Source organism: Halomonas sp. SpR1 (assembly GCF_031010175.1).
GTDB lineage: Bacteria > Pseudomonadota > Gammaproteobacteria > Pseudomonadales > Halomonadaceae > Vreelandella.
The window spans coordinates 16,161-35,130 of record NZ_JAUAMB010000017.1 but is presented as its reverse complement, the minus strand read 5'-3'; the positions used below and the strand labels follow the sequence as shown (position 1 = coordinate 35,130).

Here is an 18,970-nt window from a genome sequence, read left to right as displayed (position 1 = left end):
CGTCTATGGGAAACCACCGTTACTGGCAGCGCTGCCCAGCGTGAGTTCCTCTGGATTGCGCTTACTTTGCTCCAATTTTTTTGGTCGACCGAAGGACTGATGCTTCGCCAGCATATGGGCACTTACTGCGGCAGTGTTAATAACCAATCATGCCTGGGATAGCTCAGTGGGTTTAATAGACCTGTAAAAAGGTGTCTTGCCTGCTGAAAATCGACGCTGGCAGCGAGCGCTATGGTTACGCGGCGGCGATTTTTGCTAGCAGGTATATTACCAATTGTTAACGTATGATGCACATAGCGCCTCTCTGTCGGCTGCGCTCCAAGCTTATCAGCTGTGGTATGCTCCTGCGTTTTTAACCCGTGAGTGAGTGGGCACTTTTAGCATGGTCTTTAGCACGCCTGAGTTTCTATTTATTTTTTTACCCACTGTGTGGCTGGTTTTTTGGCTATTGTCACTTTATGCCAAGCAGCATTTATTACTTGGCTGGCTGGGGCTGGTGTCCTTTGCCTTTTACGGCGTATGGGATATCACGCTACTGCCACTTTTAGTGGGCAGCATTGTCGTCAACTATTGGTTGGCTGGCCACATATGCAGGCCTAGCCGGGCTTGGTTATGGCTGGGTGTTGGTTTTAACCTAGCGCTGCTGTGCTGGTTTAAGTATTCAATCTTTTTTCTTTCATTAGCCGACCTCCCTCCCCAACCATTTAGCCCATTGGTGCTGCCACTGGGGATCTCTTTTTTTACCTTTCAACAGATCGCTTTTTTGGTGGATGTGAGGCAGAAGGTCATTCAACGGGGGCCACTATCACTTTACGGTGTATTTGTTAGCTTTTTCCCGCAGCTTATTGCGGGCCCCATTGTTCATTACCGCGATTTAGCTCCTCAGTTAGCGTATTTACAGCGGCCCAGTTCCTCAGCGGTGCGTTGTGGTTTGCTGTTGCTAGCACTTGGGCTGGCTAAAAAGCTGATGATTGCTGATAATTTAGCGCCCTATGTGGATCATATATATAGCGCGCCGACAGATTCCTTCGTCGCTGGTGATACACTTATGGCAGGCTGGTCATATGGTTTACAGCTCTATTTTGATTTTTCAGGCTATGCGGATATGGCCATTGGCCTAGCCTTACTGCTTGGCATCAGGCTGCCCGAAAATTTTGCGTCACCCTACCAAGCGAGTGACATTCAAGCATTTTGGCGACGCTGGCATATAACGCTTTCGCGTTTTCTTCGCGACTACTTGTATGTCCCACTTGGAGGTAGCAAACACGGCTTACCACGCCACTTATTTGCGTTATTCACAACGATGCTGTTAGGCGGACTTTGGCATGGTGCTGGCTGGCAGTTTTTGTTATGGGGTGGTATGCATGGGGCTTTGTTAGCGGTAATGGTTTTATGGCGGCAGTTTAGCCTATTTCGTATGCCTAAAACCGCTGGCTGGCTTTTGACCTTTTGTACTGTAATGCTGGCCTGGGTGCCTTTTCGAGCAACCAGTCTTGAACACACCTGGTCTCTCTATTCAGGCCTGACAGTATGGCAGTGGGGCGCGCTTGGTGAGCTCGTTAATAATCTAGGCCAAGGGGCCATGACTCTACGCTCGCCTGGGCTGCTAATCATAGTGGCAACGCTAATTGTGTTGGTAATGCCAAACAGTATGGCGTGGGTGAAGCAGTTGAACCAACCAAGCCGCTATTTTTGGCAAGGCGCAATCGTTGGCGGTGTATTATTAATGGTGATGAAAGCAATGTTGGATCTGCCCAGCCAGGCTTTTCTTTATTTCAACTTTTAGTATTGCGCCCTCCTGAAGGAATTTTAAATGGTACGTTTTTTAACAGGGATGGCCACTGGCAGTTTAGTCATTTTCACTTTGTGGGTAATTTTTTGGGCTGGGCAGCTGGGACGGCCTCACCCTAACAACGAGTGGATTATTGAGTCGATCAACTACAAACGGGAAATCGCTGATGCGTTATCGTCCCCAAAAATAATGGTGCTGGCTGGTTCTGGGGCTATGTTTGGGGTTAACAGTACCTATTTGGAAGCAACCTACGATCGCCCTGCCGTTAATCTCGGTGTCAATGCTGGCATCTCTCTGCCTGTTATTTTAAGCAGCGCTGAAAACAGTATCCGGTCAGGAGATTTGGTACTTTTGCCACTTGAATATCCGCTTTATAATCGTGAAGAGGCGGTTTCAAGCTCGCTGATCCATTGGGCAAACAGCTATCCTATTACCCTGTTGCAGTTACCTCTCAAGCGCGCTTTTGAGGTGTTCGCCAAAACATCCTTCACCCGGATTCTAGAAGGTTACCGTGGACTCCCAGAGGGCTTCACCGTCAGCGGTGATTATGGTGTCCAGCACCAGAATGAGCATGGCGATCAAATAGGTACCGAGCGTGCACAGCGTGAAGAGCGTCACTGGAATTTTTTGAACTCTTTACCTGCTGAAACCTATGGCAAGGCGTTGCGAGACGGTAGCTTTGATTGGGAGCGGCTACGTCGCTTTCGCGATGAATTGCTTGCGAAAGGCGCATGCCCGGTGTTTTTGCCCCCTCCTATGTTGTTCCAGCGAAGCTATGTGGAGTCTCTTACCGAAGCACATTTTTATGAAACATTACCCCACATAGCCACAGCAGAGGGGCTCTTTTGGGTGGGCAAGCCCAGAGCTGCTATGCGTAATGCCAACGATTTCTTTGACACTAATTTCCACTTAGTTGATGAGGCACGCTTAAATTATACCAAGCAGTTAATCGGTTGGCTGGGTAGTCAGCCGATGGAACGGTGTGAGCAGTTTTATCGCTCCTTAACAGAAACCAGCTAGTGGAGTAGATGTTTCTTAACCAAGGACTGCATGGCTTGGACAAAATTCGCAGTAGTGAAACGCTCTGCACTTTGTCTACATACTTTCGGAGAAAATAGTGAAGGATCTAGCCGTTTACTCGCTTCAAAGTGCTCAATACATGCCACTAATGCATCACTGGACTGCTCTTTTACCCATAAGCCGGACACGTTATTCAGCGTTGTTTCAGCCAATCCCCCAACACCATAGCCAATGACAGGGGCCCCTGCGGCCTGCGCCTCTACTGGCAAAATACCAAAGTCTTCTTCTGCCATAAATAAAAATGCCTGGCTACGCTCTAGGTGATCAATCAACACGCTGTCAGATTGGTATCCCATCATTATCACATTCGAACCTGCCAACGCTGCCAATTTGGCATAATCAGGGCCATCACCAATAACAACTAGCTGTTTGTCCGGCATTTTATTGAATGCTTCAATCACTAAATCGATGCGCTTATAGGGCACCATGCGTGAGGCGGTTAGATAAAAATGTTCTCTAGGGCGATCATAACAAAATTTATCTACATCCACTGGCGGGTAAATCACATCGGCTTCGCGACGGTAGAACGTTTCAATACGCCGTTTTATATAGCTTGAAATTGCAATAAAGTGGTCAACACGCTGAGCACTAATATAGTCCCACTGACGTAGCCGGTATAGCTGCCAACGCATCAGCCAGCTCATTAAGCCTTTCTCTTTTCCTGACTGGCGTAAGTACTGGTGCTGCATGTCCCAGGCATACCGCATAGGGCTGTAGCAATAGCAAATGTGTACCGCACTGGGATCAGAGATCACCCCTTTTGCTACTGCATGACTACTAGACAGAATCAGGTCAAAACCCTTGAGATCGAACTGCTCTACTGCTAATGGCATTAGTGGCAAATACTGCCTATATCGCGTTCGTGCCCAAGGCATGCGCTGGATAAAACTGGTGTGGATAACATGGCGATTGAGCGCAGGAATTGTTCCCTCTTCGAGAAAATTAACGATGGTAAATATTTCTGCTTGAGGGAAACAGTTGAGCAACTCAGCCAGCGCTTTTTCTGCGCCAGCCCAGGTGGTCAGCCAGTCGTGGACAATGGCGACTTTCATTACAACATTTTGCTCCTATGTGTAACCACTTTTTGTTATCGACCGTAATTATTCTCGACCGTACTTGTCGTTATAACGGACGATATCGTCTTCCCCCAGGTAGGAGCCAGTTTGCACTTCAATTAGCTTGAGGGGTATCACACCGGGATTTTCAAGACGGTGCACTGTGCCTAATGGTATATAGGTGGACTCATCTTCAGACAGCAAAAAGCTGCGCAACTTCGATATATCCCCATGACCTTCGCCCTGAGTAACCTGCGCCGTGCCTTGCACAACCACCCAGTGCTCTGCACGATGGTGGTGCATTTGCAAGGATAGCTTGCCGCCTGGATTAACGACTATTTCTTTCACCTGAAAGCTATCCGTTAATACCATGGTGCGGTAATGCCCCCAGGGTCGATAAACCTGTTGATGCGACTGAAACTCTTTACGACCCGCAGCTTTAAGGGCATTAACGATTAACTTTGTATCCTGAGCCTGATGGCGATCAGCAACTAGCACAGCATCGTCGGTTTCGACAATGATTAGGTCTTTAACGCCAACAGCCGCCACTAAGCGTGAATCGCTATAAACTAAGCTATTCTGGGTTTCATGGAGCATCACATCGCCATGGACGACGTTACCGCTCTGTTTGTCCTCGCTAGAGCGCAGTTCGTGGAGCGCGTCCCAAGCGCCAATGTCACTCCAGCCAGGTGACATAGGCACAACGGCTGCCTGCTTGGTGTGCTCCATCACCGCATAATCTATGGACTCATTTCTGCATTGGGCAAACGATGCCTCTTCAATGCGCAAAAAGTCCATGTCTTCTGTGCGTGCTTGGTAGGCAGCTTGGCAAGACGTTAAAATATCAGGCGCATACTGCTTTAGTGCTTCTAAGTAGCTGCTTGCTTTAAATAGGAATATTCCACTATTCCAGAGGTAGTCCCCACTTTTTAAGTAGCTTTCAGCCGCGGCTAAATCCGGTTTTTCGACAAACGCTTCAACGGCAAATCCTTCACTCAATGCTGAACCACGCTTTATGTAGCCATAACCTGTGTGCGGCGAAGCTGGCGTGATACCAAACGTCACTAGTTTGCCTTGTTGACTAAGTACGCGGCCTTTTTCTACCGCATCAGAGAATGCTATTGCATCTTTGATGACGTGATCAGCAGGCATGACCAATAATTCGGCTTCTACGTTTACATCAATTGCGGCCAACGCGGCAATTGCTAATGCGGGCGCTGTGTTCCGACCGCAGGGCTCTAGTATAATTTGGCTGCCTTTGAAGCCGACCTGCTGCATTTGCTCAGCAACTAAAAAGCGGTGTTCTTCGTTACATACAATAATAGGGTCGCCTGCATTGGCGACATCTTTCAGACGAAGGGCCGCTTCTTGCAGCAAACTAACATCATCGTTATGCAGGTTCAGAAACTGCTTGGGGTAATGCTCACGAGATACTGGCCATAGGCGCGAACCTGAACCACCTGATAAAATTACGGGTAAAATCATAAATCCTCCTTGAGATAAGCCACTTGGTAGCTATAAGTATCCAAACTTAAAAAGTTTCATTTAGCATTTACGTACGCGCCGTTAAACACTAATTCACATCAAAAATTTTTAGTAGAACACTAATTCTTAGCTATAAGCGTACTTTTCTACTTTAAGGCTGGCCGTTAACAAAACCTTTAGTTAAGGTCATCGTTAATATTTTCAAGTCAAATCCTAAAGACCATCGCTCAATATAATATAGGTCGTACTCTACTCGCTTCTCCATAAGCTTTACATCGTCAGTTATGCCTCGTAGACCATTGACTTGCGCCCAACCTGTCATGCCCGGTTTAACCCGGTGCCTTTGCATATAGATATCAATATGATCTTTGTAGTGATCGTTATGATCCATTGCATGAGGCCTGGGGCCCACCAACGACATGCGGCCCTGAAGAACGTTATAGAGCTGAGGCAATTCATCTAGGCTAGTGCGCCGCAGGAAACGCCCCAGCGGGGTTACCCGCTCATCACCATGTGATGCCTGTTTTGTTTGGCTACCATCGTGTAAGAGCATTGTTCTAAACTTGTAAATTCTGAAACGCTTACCATCCAGACCATGACGCTCTTGTTTAAAAAGCACTGGACTACCCATACTCCACTTGATCGCGATAGCAACAACTAACATTACAGGAAGAAAGATTATAAAGAGCACTAGGCCTAGCACACGATCTTCCAAGGCTTTAATTAAACGCATGGGGCCATTGAGAGGTGTATAATTGAGCTCTAATGAGTAAAGACCTGCCACCTGCGCAATACGATGATTCAGAAAACGTATATCAGGTAGATCAGGGAAAAAGCGGATACTAGATGGAATACCAGCAAGTAAACGCATTAAGTGGCGAACGCGATTACCTTGAATCAAAGGATAGCCTAACCATATCTCGTCAAAGCTACGTTGAAATATATTCTCTTTCGCGAAAACAGCCATCCTGTGAAAAAAAGTTGTGTCGTCTTCATCTACGTAATGCCCTACTACTATATAACCAGCATGGGGCGTTTCGATGATTTTTTTTTCTAATAGCGCGATATTATCTTTTTTACCGATTAGCAGCACGCGCTTTAGATTGTGCCCTTTTGCACGCAGGCGTCTTAAATACCCATACAGCAAGGTACGCATGACACTGCCCACGGCCAAAACTGATAATGCAGAAACGCCCATCCACAACCGGGAAAAACTCTGTGTACCTTGAATAGCGACAAGCAATAGGCTGAGCAGGCCTATAGTAGCAATCCAGGTGGCGAGATAAATGCCGAGCATGGTGTAAAGGCTGCGCCCGCGCCACGGCTGGTAGAGACCAAATAATTCGCCTACTGCGGGTAAAAGTAGGCTGCCTATGATTATTAAGAAAAGGTAGTCATTGCCGTCTAGGTCAATGTTAGGCATCAGCCATAACGCCGTTGATGCGACTAGTGTGGCGATACCTGCATCGAAACAACGCATAGCACGCCGCAACCATTCACTACCTTGACTTGTTTTTATAACGGCCATAGTTGTTGACTACTGCGCCACCTGTACCGATGTAGACATTGAGGCTAGTAGCGCCATAATGCGGTCTAAGTCTTCGCTTTCTAAGCTACCCACTGCAGTGCGGAGCGATAACATATCCAGTGCGTAGTTACCGACTGTATCGACATATTGAATACGTTGATCATAGAGGCTCGCCCGAGCATCAAGCACATCCACTAGGTCTCGCAGTCCTAATTGTTCGCCTTTTTCTGCAGCTTCTAAAAATAACTGGCTAGAGGAAATGGCTTGATTCAATGCTTCGAGGCGACGCTCGCCTCCATTTAACGCCCTGATCCGCTGACGCACCTCTTGGATGGCGAGGTTGCGCTCGTTATCCACAGCAGCTTGGCCCGCTTCGATACGCTTTTCGCCTTGACGAACGCTGGCATTAGTATAGCCCCCACGATAAATGGGTACACTAACCTCGACATTGGCGCGGTAATCTTCGCTTTCACGAAGATAATCTTCACTTTGTCTATCCGAATAGCTAAGCGTTAAGTTTACCTCAGGATAATAGCCAGAGCGTCTAACGCTGGTGTTTGCTTGCGCAACTCGCTGCTCCTCTTGGGCCAGCAATACTTTTAGATTTTGGTCAGTGCGTGATATCCACTCATCAGGACTACCTGTATCACCATTTAGGGTGACGGTGGTCAACTCTCCGGGTGCGGTGCCTTCAAATCGAGGCGTTACTCCGGTAAGACGCTCTAGCTCGCTAAGCGCATTATCTAACTCATTTTCAGCTTCAACCGCGTCGGATACCGCTTGATCGTATCTTGACTGGGCTTCCAGCAAATCAACCCGATTGCCAACACCTAAGTCAAACGACCGGCTCGCTTGGCGGACTTGTAGATCAAGCGACTCTTGCTGAGACTCTAGGAGCCCTAACCGCTGCGAGGCTAAATAGGCTTTTATATAGGCTTCGCTGACCTGTAGCGCCAGTTCTTGCTCAACAACGGCAAGCTGTAATTCGGCAGCACTTACCTGAGCGTTAGCAACATCCATTTTACGCCAACGCTCTAGGCTAAACAGCGGTTGCTGGAGCTGAACTTCATAATAGGTTTCATCAATTTCAGCGGGGCGCGGCGCATCACCCGTCAGATTTAACTCATCAACCGTTTGAGAATTCGAAGAGTCTTGCCATAAGTACCCCCCTGAAGCGCTAATTTGCGGCAATAGCTGCGAGCGCGCCATGGGGATTTCTTCACGGGAGGCATCTAACTCATACCGCTGACGTGAGAGATCAGCATCGTGGCGCAGTGCTCGACTAAATAGCTCGGGCAGAGAAGGTAACGTTTGGGACGTCGACTCGCTATTAGCGAGCGCCTCTAATTCGCTTAAGGCTTGTTGGTCTGCAGGCACATCGCCTTGTGCTAGCACAGACTGGCTTAGTAGTGAAACCGAAAGCGCAAATACGCTGAGGGTAAAAGATGTCGTCCGTGCCATTAATCCTCCCGAATAGCGCGTGATAGCATATCTGTAACTGGTTTGGCGATGTAACTAGCAAAAGTACGTTCACCGGTACGAATCATGACTTCAGCAGGCATCCCCGAAAGCAAGTGCATTTGCTCAGTCATGTCTTCTTTTCCTTCGTCGGTTACTCGAATACGCGTTTTGTAGTAGCGCTGGCCGGTGGCCTCATCCTCGAAGCTATCAGCGCTGATGTGAATAATTTCACCATCAATCACATTAGTTAATCGCTGATTGAAGGCGGAAAACCGAATTTCAGCAAGCTGGCCGATAAACAGATTATCGATATCGCGCGTTGGAACTCGAGCTTCTACCACAAAGCCATCATCAGAAGGAACCACTTCCATAATGGGGTCGCCTCCCCTAATAACGGCACCGACAGTATGCACTTGACGCCCCACGACAGTGCCTGAAACAGGAGCGCTTACAACAGTTCGATCCACTTGGTCTGTCAACGAGATAATCTGCTCCTCCGCTTCAGCTATCTGTGCTTGAGCATTGCGCAATTGCTCACCGACTTCAGCTTGAAACTCCTGCTGAGTAATCTCTTTTTGCATACGATTTTCGCTGATTTGCGAACGTAATTGAGCAATATTAGATTGGAACTCGGCATTCTCACCTTCGTACTGCAATATCTGACGTTCGAGTTCGCGCAGGCGCTGATTATCACCCAAGCCTTCACGGTAGAGGGAGCGGAAGTCTTCTGCTTCAGAGCGCAATGAGCTAATACGCTGGTTATTGACGCTGATTCGTGATTCTAGTCCATCAATCTGCTCTTGCATTTGAATGATCTGCTGATCCATCGAGTCTAGGGTACTGAGCAGCGATTGACGGCGCGCATGAAACAAACTCTGCTGCACGGCTGTCACCTGCTGGATTCTATCGCTATCCACAGACATTAGCTCTTCAGGCATTTCAAGCGTTTCTGCCCCTTCCTGCTCTGCCAGTAGACGCGCCTCCATGGCACGATTTATATAGTATTGAGATTGGGCAATTTCCAATTGAGATCGCACCTGAGTGTCGCTCAATATAACCAGCGGCTGACCCGCTTCTACTTTATCGCCATCTTGCACTAATAACTCTTTAACAATACCGCCTTCCAGATGCTGAACCGTGCGCTTAAAGGACTCCATGGACACGTTACCAGGGGCTACCACAGCCACCGCCAATGATGCCGTTACAGACCATAATACGAACCCACCCAGTGCTACGATCAAAATAGCGTAACCGAGCTTACGGTAACCTTTATCACTGGTTGGGAGAGCTTCTTGCGCCTCGCCATCAATGGTAGCAGGGCCTTGTGGCGTTACATCTATTTCGCTTTTAACTGGGAGCTGATCTTTGCGGTTGCTCATATTACGACTCCTCGCTGCCACCGGTACCACGCCCACCTGCTATGGCAGAGAGACGAGCAGCGCTTTGCTGATTAACCTGGGGGCGCGACTTTTTAGCGAACTGGGCAAGCACTTGGTCGCGAGGCCCAAACATGCTCACTTGGCCTTCTTTCATTACCAGTAGCTTATCCATATTTTTCAACACGCTGGTTCGATGGCTTATTACAAATAGCGTTGTGCCTTCAGTTTTTAACTGAGCGATTGCTTGGCTCAGAGCTCGCTCTCCAGCATCATCTAGATTGGCATTAGGCTCGTCTAGAACGACCAGAACGGGATTGCCGTATAAGGCACGAGCCAGGCCTAAGCGTTGACGCTGTCCACCAGAGAGGGCTCCACTGCTAGAACCAATAATGGTGTCATAACCATTAGAAAGCTCTAGCACCATTTCATGAACACCCGCTTTTTTGGCTGCTGTAACAACTTTTTCGGGGTCTATATTGCCGAATCGAGCGATGTTCTCGCTGATGGTGCCATCGAATAATTCGATATCTTGAGGTAAATAACCGATATAGGGGCCTAACTCGTCACGGTTGTATTGATTAATTGCCCCACCATCAAGCCTTACATCACCTACCTGGGTTGGCCATATCCCCAACAGGACACGGGCCAGCGTTGATTTACCTGCGGCGCTGGGGCCAATAATTCCGACGTGTTCACCCTTCGCAACGCTGAAGTTAATGCCACGAATGGTGGCCATGCGAGTACCCGGCGGCGCGGCAGCCACGTTTTCAATATCCACTACGCCCTGGGGTGAAGGCAACGACATGTGGCGCTGTTCATCAGGGATTTGTGTTAGCAACTCGTTTAACCGGCTGTAAGCACCACGAGCAGATACAAACCCCTTCCAACCTCCGATCATTTGGTCGATCGGTGCCAATGCACGCCCCATTAGGATAGAGCCCGCAATCATCATGCCTGGTGTCATTTCACCTTCGAGTACTAAAAACGCCCCCAGCCCCAGAATCATGGACTGAAACAAAAGCCGCATAACTTTGGAGGTATTCGTCAAAGCGCCAGCACGGTCACTGGCTTGCGATTGCTTAGCTAAAAATTCGTGATGACGTTTTGACCAGCGTCCCATAATTCCAGGCAGCATACCCATAGCATGCAGTACTTCTGAGTTTCTTAAGTTAGAGTTAGCTAGATTTTGCGCTTGAATCTGCTCGCTATTGGCTTCAGCAAGCAGGTTTTTCGTGGACTTTTCATTGGCAACTGCAAGCGCGAACAAAATAACCCCTGCACAGGTAGCAAATACGCCTAGCCACGGGTGAAAAATAAACAAAATACCCAGATATATAGGCACCCAGGGAGCGTCAAAAAAGGCAAACAATCCATTTCCAGTAAGAAACTGCCGTAGGCTGGTCAGATCGTTAAGCGGCTGAGCACTTTGTGAGCCCTGTACCATTAGACTGCGGCGGAACATGGCGCCATAGAGGCGCTGATTAATCGTGGTATCTAATCGGTTCCCTATCCTAACCAACATTCTTGACCGAACTAGCTCCAGTCCCCCCATCACCATAAAAAGAAAGACGACGACAAGCGTCAACATGATGAGCGTATCGAGACTTTGCGTTGTAAGCACGCGGTCATACACTTGGAGCATGTACATGGGGGGAACTAGCATCAGCAAGTTGACAAACATACTGAAAAAGCCCACCGATACAAACGAACCTTTACAGGCGCTTAATGCACGCTGCAGATCCGTTGCTTCCTGTTGCTTTGCCATGGAAGGGTCACCGTTGAATCAAAGAAGTCACGCGAAGATTATCGCGGCAGCATAACAGAAACGCCCCTGCCTAGGGTAGGGGCGTCATGAGAGTAAAAATTGCCTGACGGGGCCGAGTTTATCTATCTCTCAACCTAAGGTCTGCAAACAACTCATTAACCAAACAGCATCATGCTCTCATCTGACTCTGTAAAACCAACCATTACGGCGCCTCGATCGACGCCATTATCTAACTGATTCAGCCAGTATTCTTTCCCTGCTGAATCAGCTTCTCTTTCGAGTACATTTGAATACATCAGTTCAACAAAGGCCTCATCTTCTAAATTCCCGTTTTGACCACTGAACTCAGCTGAGGCAATAAAGCTATCGGCAATATCACCTAGTCCCATAGCCTCTTTCACCTCCACCCAGTAACCCAGACCTTTCCCATCCGCTGCGCGGTCAAAGGCGGCATCATAAAGGCGCAACAGCGGGTCAACAGGTGCATCGAAAATAGCGTCAGAGCGCTCACCAAGATTTTGGATTCGCAGGTCTTCGCTGGCGGGGGTTTCTTCTTGGCTAAACGGCGTTTCGCTAAACATGCTGGTCATGTATTCAGCAAAGGCATCCTGCTCTGTGCCTTTGTCGGCGAAGCCAAACAGCCCGTCATCCTCGAATGTATCCATAAGATCTACCCGGTCTTGGTAGCTGTCTTCACCCAGCGGATAGCCGTCGCCGCCGTCGGCCAAAAAGCCTAGTGTAACGACTTTGACAGTCTCTTCAGCACTGCCTACTAGGCGACCATTAGCGGCGATTACATCGTTGGCGCTGCCATCTTCGTTAACAATGACCGCATTTTGGATGCGCTCGCCAGCGGGTTGGCTGACATCATAGCTGTACTGAATACCACCCACCTGGGCGAACTGACCTGCGGTGACACCCGGTGCCGATGCGGCTACCGCATGCTCCAGAATTTCCAGCAGTTTGCTGCGCGTAACAGTGATGATGGTAAGGTCATTATTGAACCGGAGTGATGATGCTGCATCCAGCTGGGATACGCCGCCCTCAGGCTTGCCTATAGCGGGATTGGCACCTGGTGCTTGGTAGCTTGGCTCGCTGTCGCCTCCTTCCACTACAACATTACCAATCGGTTCACGAATACCACCACCGTTTTTGAACGATACCACGACGTCTTCGTCAAGTTGCTTGGCATACCAGAGGTTGGCATCGGCCGTTAGATTACCCAGATTGGTTTCTTCGGTGCGCACCGCTTCCCGCTCACCTACCAGGTAAACATCGGTCAACCCCAGGATATTGCCGTCTTGCTCGGCAACAAATTCACCCACCGCGCTGACTAAATCATTAGCGATATTGCCTTTAGTGCCTTCGGCAAAGGCGCTCTCCAAGTCGCCCCATAGCGCCTCCACTTGCTCATCAGTGGAGGCGTAAACGCCAGAGGTATTCTCGTCAATTGAATCAACAAGAACCCGCCCCTGTTCGTCAAACTCCACAACTAGCTCGGCAACGTAGCGCCAGCCTCCGTCAGTATTAACGATTACTACATCGTTACCTGAAGCGTCATGAGTAACGATGGGGTAAGTGTCATAGGGCTCCCCGGCCCCCGGAAATAAGCCACGGTCTTGATCTTCTTGATCTGCCAGCAGGCTATTGGAACCACCCGCGATCACGATATCCACGCCGTCCAGCAGTGTCGCTAACTCTTCTTCAAACTGAATTTGCTGTAGGTGCGAGCTGAGGATTATTTTATTGATACCTTGCGCCTCAAGGTCATCGATAACAGGCTGAATAAGGTCGGCCAGGGCTTGCATGTCATTGCTGCCACCGGTCAGCACGTCTACATCGCCAGGTGAAGAGATGCTCTCCAGAATTTGTGTAGTCACGCCAATAATGCCGATTTTCTCCCCACCACGCTCAGCAATCACTGCCGGAGCGAGCTTAGGTTTGTTTGCGCCCGCCAGCAGTTCCTCCAAGGTGGCTTGAAAAGCATCTTGGTCTAACAATTCGTTAGTCGCCAGCTCACTTAACGCAGAATCGCCTGAGAAATCCAGGTTGGCTGAAAGGTAAGGGAACTGTGAGCCTAGCCATTCAATGTCAGCCGCGGAGTCGCCGTTCACAACCGAAGCAATCATTGCTTCGATAAGCCCAGTGCCCAAATCAAATTCGTGATTGCCCAATGTCACGGCCGCCGCGTCTACCAGATCCATCAATAGAGTCTCAACGCGCCCAGAGGCCGCCGTGATACCGCTCATGGATCCGGCTTCCAGCCCATAGATCTCTTCAACCGCTGTTTGGAAGGCCGCTTGCAGGCTTGAATCAGCTGCGGCATTCAAGTATGGCCCAGGCAGAACTAAATCTCCTGAGCTGACAAACAGCGAGTTGGCGTATTGGTCTTCTAAGTGATCCACAATAGAGATGAAATTGGGTGCATTAAGCAGGTCTCCCCCTCCCCCTTCCATATCGGCTGCGTGTAGGAGTTGAAGTTGGAAGTTACTCATGGCGATTCCTTTTTTAATCAGTGGAAAAACAGGCAAACGTGAGATTACGCAGCCAGCCATTGCAAAAACATGACGCTTTAAAGAAAAAGCATTTTAATGCTGCTAGAAATCGCCTTGTCATCCAAGCATCATAAAAATAAAACATTTAAGTCATTTTATTGCTATGACTTAGTAATAAGTTCGACCTTTCTATTCACTCTATGAGGGCTGGTTAAATGACCAATTTTGAGCTTGTTTCTACGTTATATCGCGATATTTTGTTGCGTGAGCCGGATGAAGCTGGCGCTAATTATTGGGCTACCGCCCTAGAGAGCGGAACTACCGACGTAACAACCATTGTTAACGCTATCGTGGCAAGCAATGAATTTCAGCTGCAAATTCAGCCTATTATTACGCTCTATGGTGTTCACTTATTACGTACGGCTGATCCCGCAGGCCTCGCGTACTGGATCAACGAGTATCGCAACAGCTTAGCATTAGAAGATATTTCAAATAGTTTCCAATCATCTAATGAGTTTGAAAGCAGCGTTTCCAACTTAAATGATACCACTTGGCTAACTCGGCTCTATGCTGACGCTGTTAACCGTGAGCCTGACCCCGAAGGGTTAGCATACTGGTCAGAACTACTTGCTAATGGGCTGCCGCGCGAGGAGCTTGCTGCAGCATTTTTTAACAACAACGAAAGCATTGAACATCAACCTGCTCGGGTATTAGCTCCGCTGATGGGTGATGGCTCCAGCGCGGACGACGCTGAGTCACTACTGAATCGCTATATTGAGCGGCTTGAGAGTGAGTTAGAGGAGCCAGCAGCTCCTGCCGAGCCAACAGAACCAACAGAACCAACAGAACCAACCAATCCTGGCGAACCTGAGCCAAGCAACCCAGTTTTTAACCTGGGAGAGCGCTACCACTCAGGCACCTCTGACGCATCAGCGGCGATTGCCGTGGGTGAAGGGTTAATGCTGGTAGCAGATGACGAAGACCAAGTACTTCGCCTTTATGAGCGCGACAGCGATGATGGCCCACTAGCGGAAATCAATCTAAACGATGCACTGGGGCTTAATGAAACTCAAGAAGCCGACCTGGAAGCAGTTGCCACTTATCAGGGTACTCAGTATTGGATTGGCTCTCATGAGAGCAGCCAGCGCTCAATGATTTTTGCCACTGAAGTCACTGGCGATAACGCTGATAATTTGGATATCCAGGTAACAGGACAATTTACTGATTTAGCCAGCCAGCTTAATGACTGGGATGCCAATGATGGTCATGGATTGGGTGAAAATGCGCTTGGCCTTTCACTAGGTATCAATGTTGAGGGCGCTACGTTTATCGGCGACTCCCTTTATCTGGGTCTACGCGCGCCGCTGGATAACGGCTTTGCACAATTAATACCGGTAGAGAACGCTATTGCCTTGGTCGCCGGTGAGACTAGTGAAGCAACCTTTGGCGACCCCCTGCGTTTAGACCTGGATGGCCGCGCGGTGCGCTCTATTGAGCCTGCTGGCGATGAGGGTTATCTGATATTGGCAGGCCCGGTAGATGACTCGGAGGACATTGGCTTTGGGCTTTACCTATGGGATGGCGCTCATGCCGTTCGTGAAATTAATGGGCCGGATCTCAATACGCTACCGGACGCATTGACGGCGAAGCCGGAATCACTTTTTGATGTTTCCGTCACAGAGGCGGGTGTTATCGCCAGTGTGCTGTTTGATAGCGGTACGGTGGACTGGTTGGACGATGGCCAAGAGTCTAAGGATCTGCCCGCTGAACAGCAGCGCTTTATCAGCACTGATATTGAGTTTAATTTGCCTGATTGGGTACCTCAAGCCGGTGATATCGCGGTTACGTCGGTCAGTGGTAGTGAAAAAACCTTTCAGTTTGTGACGTTACAGGGTATCAGCGAAGGTGCGGAAATTACCTTTACCGATTCAGGCTGGGTAGGCGATGCCTTTCGCGCTAGTGAAGGTGCCGTGAAGTGGACAGCGCCAGAAGGCGGTGTCGCTGCCGGCACCGTGATCACTTACACAGCGGACTCTGAGCAATTCACCACAGCTAACGGTAGCGATGTGGGCAACAATGGTTTCAATCTTTCGGTCGGCGGTGATCAGGTGCTTGCATTCGTTGGCAAGGCTAGCAACCCTACGTTTATCTACGCTGTGCAAACCAATAGCGATGAGTGGCAGAACACCGCCAACTCCTCCAACAACTCCGCACTTCCTACTGGCCTCGAAGAGGGTGTAACGGCGGTGGCCGTTGGCAGTGCCCGCAACGCCGCCTTTAGCGGCGATGGTTTCGGTACGGCGGATGAGCTCTTAAGCGCCATCGGCGCCCCGGAAAACTGGTCGTTTGAGTATGGTGCATTACCTGCTAATACAACGACCAAGTTCCAACTGGGCACAATGAAAGCGCCTTATGTACCCGATGAGCGCGATATTGGACTAGCTATCACTGAGATTTGGTCAGGTCAAAGCGGCACCGATATTACGGAAGACTGGTTCGAGATCAACAACCGCTCTAACGAAACGCTGGATTTCACTACTCAGTCGCTTTATTACGATGATGACAGCGCCGACCCTATGGATGCTGTTGAAATTCAAGGATTAACATCACTTGCTCCGGGAGAATCGGCAATTGTCATGGTGGATGGCAACGCCGAATCAGTCGCAGAGTTTCGTTCAGCGTGGAGCAACTTACACAATATCGATAGCCTAAAAATTGGTTATGCTGAGGACGCTTCTGGCCTGGGCGGTGGTGGCGATGCCGTAACCCTATGGCAAGGCGACCCGCGTGTTGACGGCAACCAAGTGGCGTTGGAAGCCTATCCAGATACCGATGGGTTTGACGCTGCCTCATGGGATGTAGATTTACAGGCATTTACCACCACTCAAAGTAACGGGGCGTTCAGCTCTGATGCGTTGGGCGGCGATAATGGCGATGTCCCCGCCGTGGCATCACCCGGTCTGGCTAATGAGCCACATGTGGATATTACGCTTATTTCTTCTGTGCAGGGTGAGGAAGATGCCAGCCCCATGACAGGTGAAGAAGTGACGCTTGAAGCCATTGTCACCATGGTAACCCCCGGCCTGGATGGCTTCTTCCTTCAAGAGGAAGATAGCGATAACGACGATAATGCAGAGACATCAGAAGGCATCTTTGTATATGCAGGTAACGGCAGTGGTGAGTGGTTGGAACAGCTTACGGCCGGTGATCAGATTCGCATTAGCGGCGAGGTCTCAGAGTATTTCAAGAAAACCCAGTTAACCGCCGCGCGCGATAGCCTGGAGGTACTGGCTAATGATATGGCCTTGCCGGCAAGCCAGCGCGTCATCATGCCGTTTACCGACCAGCAGGGCCTGGAAGCCTTTGAAGGTATGCGCGTTGCTATCGAAGCGCTGGATGGCGAACCTTTGGTGGTCACCGAGCTTTATGAGCTAGGCCGCTACGGCGAAGTCACGCTTTCATCGGGTGGCCGTTTAGAACAGTTCACGGAAGTCAACGAGCCTGACGTAGCAGGCTATAGCGCCTGGCTTGAAGACGCCGCAGCGCGCACCATCAAGATCGATGACGCGAACTCAGCGCAAAATCCAGACCCGATTATTTATGGCAGAAACGGTGAGGCGCTTTCTGCCACTAATCCGTTGCGCGGTGGTGATGAGCTGCAAGTACTCGAAGGTGTACTTGATTACAACTTCGAAGAGTGGAAAGTCCAAAACGTCGAGGGTCTGGGCTTTACCGGCCCGGCACGCCCCGCTACACCTGACACAGATGTCCTGGGTGACGCCGATATTACGGTTGCCTCATTCAACGTTCTGAACTACTTCACTACTCTGAATGAGAACGGCAATAAAACAGAAACCTTAAATGGCACTCTGCATGATCCGCGTGGAGCCAACAATGTCGAGGAGTTTGCTCGTCAGGAAGCCAAGATCGTGGCGGCAATCAATAGTAGCGGTGCAGATGTCGTGGGTCTCATGGAAATAGAGAACAACGGCTATGGAGACGATAGTGCTATTGCCGCGCTGGTAGATGCGCTTAATGCAGATGTGCAGGCTAAAAACATTCAGGGGGTCACCTGGGCTTACAGCGTTCCCGAAGATAAGAATGGTAATCCCATTAGCCCTGGGGATGATGCCATTGCGGTTGGGGTAATCTACAACAGTCAGGCAGTAACACCTGCTGGCGCCGCTGCGACTAAAGCCGATGGTGCTTTCGTCACTGCAAACCGTGCTCCAGTGATGCAAACCTTTGTAGATGGCGATGGGGAGGAATTCTCTGTCGTCGTGAACCACTTTAAGTCCAAGGGCAGTGTGGTTAACGGCGAAGATGCCATTGGCGATGGCCAAGCGAATAATAATCCTACCCGTATTAAGGCCGCAGAGGAGTTGCTTGAATGGCTAGGCACCAAACCCACCGGTAGCGATGACAGCGATGTGCTGATTCTTGGCGACTTGAATGCTTATGCCATGGAAGACCCCATTACGACACTGACGGACGCTGGCTATGATTTGCTTGACGATGATTACAGCTACGTCTTTGATGGCTTCTGGGGCTCTTTGGATCATGCGTTAGCCAGTGAATCTCTGGCAGGCCAAGTCACCGGAACCACGACCTGGCACATCAATGCGGATGAGGCACCGGCGTTGGACTACAACACCGACTTCACCAACGACCGTCAGGATGACAACCTATATGCCAATGATGCATTTCGCAGCTCAGACCATGATCCTATCTTAGTAGGCCTAAATTTGGGCCTTGCTGACGCTTAATTAAACGGACTGACTTGAGAGAATGGCCTCCGCTTGCAGAGGCCATTTTTTTAATGGCGCTAAGTTTTGCCTAGCAGACGTTAGTTTTCGCTAGTGACCACGCAGTGTTCCATCGTACTTCCCTAGCAGAATGTTAAACTCACTGCAGACACCTTTTTCAGGAG

The 18,970-nt window shown here is 49.5% G+C and carries 10 protein-coding genes; 3 read left to right on the top strand and 7 right to left on the bottom strand.

Features of this window, described 5'->3' with window-relative positions; all coding sequences use genetic code 11:
- The first annotated feature begins 382 nt into the window (after positions 1–382).
- Both QT231_RS13285 and QT231_RS13280 read left to right on the top strand, forming a co-directional pair.
- Positions 383–1,786, top strand: coding sequence for an MBOAT family O-acyltransferase (locus tag QT231_RS13285; protein ID WP_308337338.1), 1,404 nt, complete (start codon positions 383–385; stop codon positions 1,784–1,786).
- Between the two features lie 27 nt (positions 1,787–1,813).
- On the top strand, positions 1,814–2,812 hold the full coding sequence (locus QT231_RS13280; protein ID WP_308337337.1) for a hypothetical protein: 999 nt from the start codon (positions 1,814–1,816) through the stop codon (positions 2,810–2,812).
- On the opposite strand, the gene QT231_RS13275 is transcribed toward QT231_RS13280, so the two are convergent.
- The 7 genes from QT231_RS13275 to QT231_RS13245 all read right to left on the bottom strand — a co-directional run bounded on the left by QT231_RS13275 (position 2,809) and on the right by QT231_RS13245 (position 14,040).
- On the bottom strand, positions 2,809–3,924 hold the full coding sequence (locus tag QT231_RS13275) for a glycosyltransferase (RefSeq protein WP_308337336.1): 1,116 nt from the start codon (positions 3,922–3,924) through the stop codon (positions 2,809–2,811). The genes QT231_RS13280 and QT231_RS13275 overlap by 4 nt on opposite strands.
- A gap of 48 nt (positions 3,925–3,972) precedes the next feature.
- Complete coding sequence (locus QT231_RS13270) at positions 3,973–5,412, bottom strand: mannose-1-phosphate guanylyltransferase/mannose-6-phosphate isomerase (protein WP_308337335.1); 1,440 nt, start codon at positions 5,410–5,412, stop codon at positions 3,973–3,975.
- Between the two features lie 151 nt (positions 5,413–5,563).
- Complete coding sequence (locus tag QT231_RS13265) at positions 5,564–6,940, bottom strand: undecaprenyl-phosphate glucose phosphotransferase (RefSeq protein WP_308337334.1); 1,377 nt, start codon at positions 6,938–6,940, stop codon at positions 5,564–5,566.
- A gap of 9 nt (positions 6,941–6,949) precedes the next feature.
- A complete protein-coding gene (locus QT231_RS13260; RefSeq protein WP_308337333.1) occupies positions 6,950–8,401 on the bottom strand; it encodes a TolC family outer membrane protein in 1,452 nt (483 codons plus the stop codon).
- Positions 8,401–9,780: an HlyD family type I secretion periplasmic adaptor subunit gene (locus tag QT231_RS13255; protein WP_308337332.1), complete on the bottom strand. Its 1,380-nt coding sequence runs from the start codon at positions 9,778–9,780 to the stop codon at positions 8,401–8,403. The genes QT231_RS13260 and QT231_RS13255 overlap by 1 nt, the downstream gene beginning before the upstream one ends.
- Before the next feature lies 1 nt (position 9,781).
- Positions 9,782–11,545, bottom strand: a complete 1,764-nt coding sequence (locus tag QT231_RS13250; protein WP_308337331.1) for a type I secretion system permease/ATPase — start codon at positions 11,543–11,545, stop codon at positions 9,782–9,784.
- Positions 11,546–11,700: 155 nt separating this feature from the next.
- On the bottom strand, positions 11,701–14,040 hold the full coding sequence (locus tag QT231_RS13245) for a DUF4214 domain-containing protein (protein ID WP_308337330.1): 2,340 nt from the start codon (positions 14,038–14,040) through the stop codon (positions 11,701–11,703).
- Positions 14,041–14,255: 215 nt separating this feature from the next.
- On the opposite strand from QT231_RS13245, the gene QT231_RS13240 reads away from it, so the two are divergent.
- Positions 14,256–18,806 carry an ExeM/NucH family extracellular endonuclease gene (locus QT231_RS13240; RefSeq protein ID WP_308337329.1) on the top strand — a complete coding sequence of 1,517 codons (4,551 nt, stop codon included), beginning with the start codon at positions 14,256–14,258 and terminating at the stop codon, positions 18,804–18,806.
- Positions 18,807–18,970: the final 164 nt, after the last annotated feature.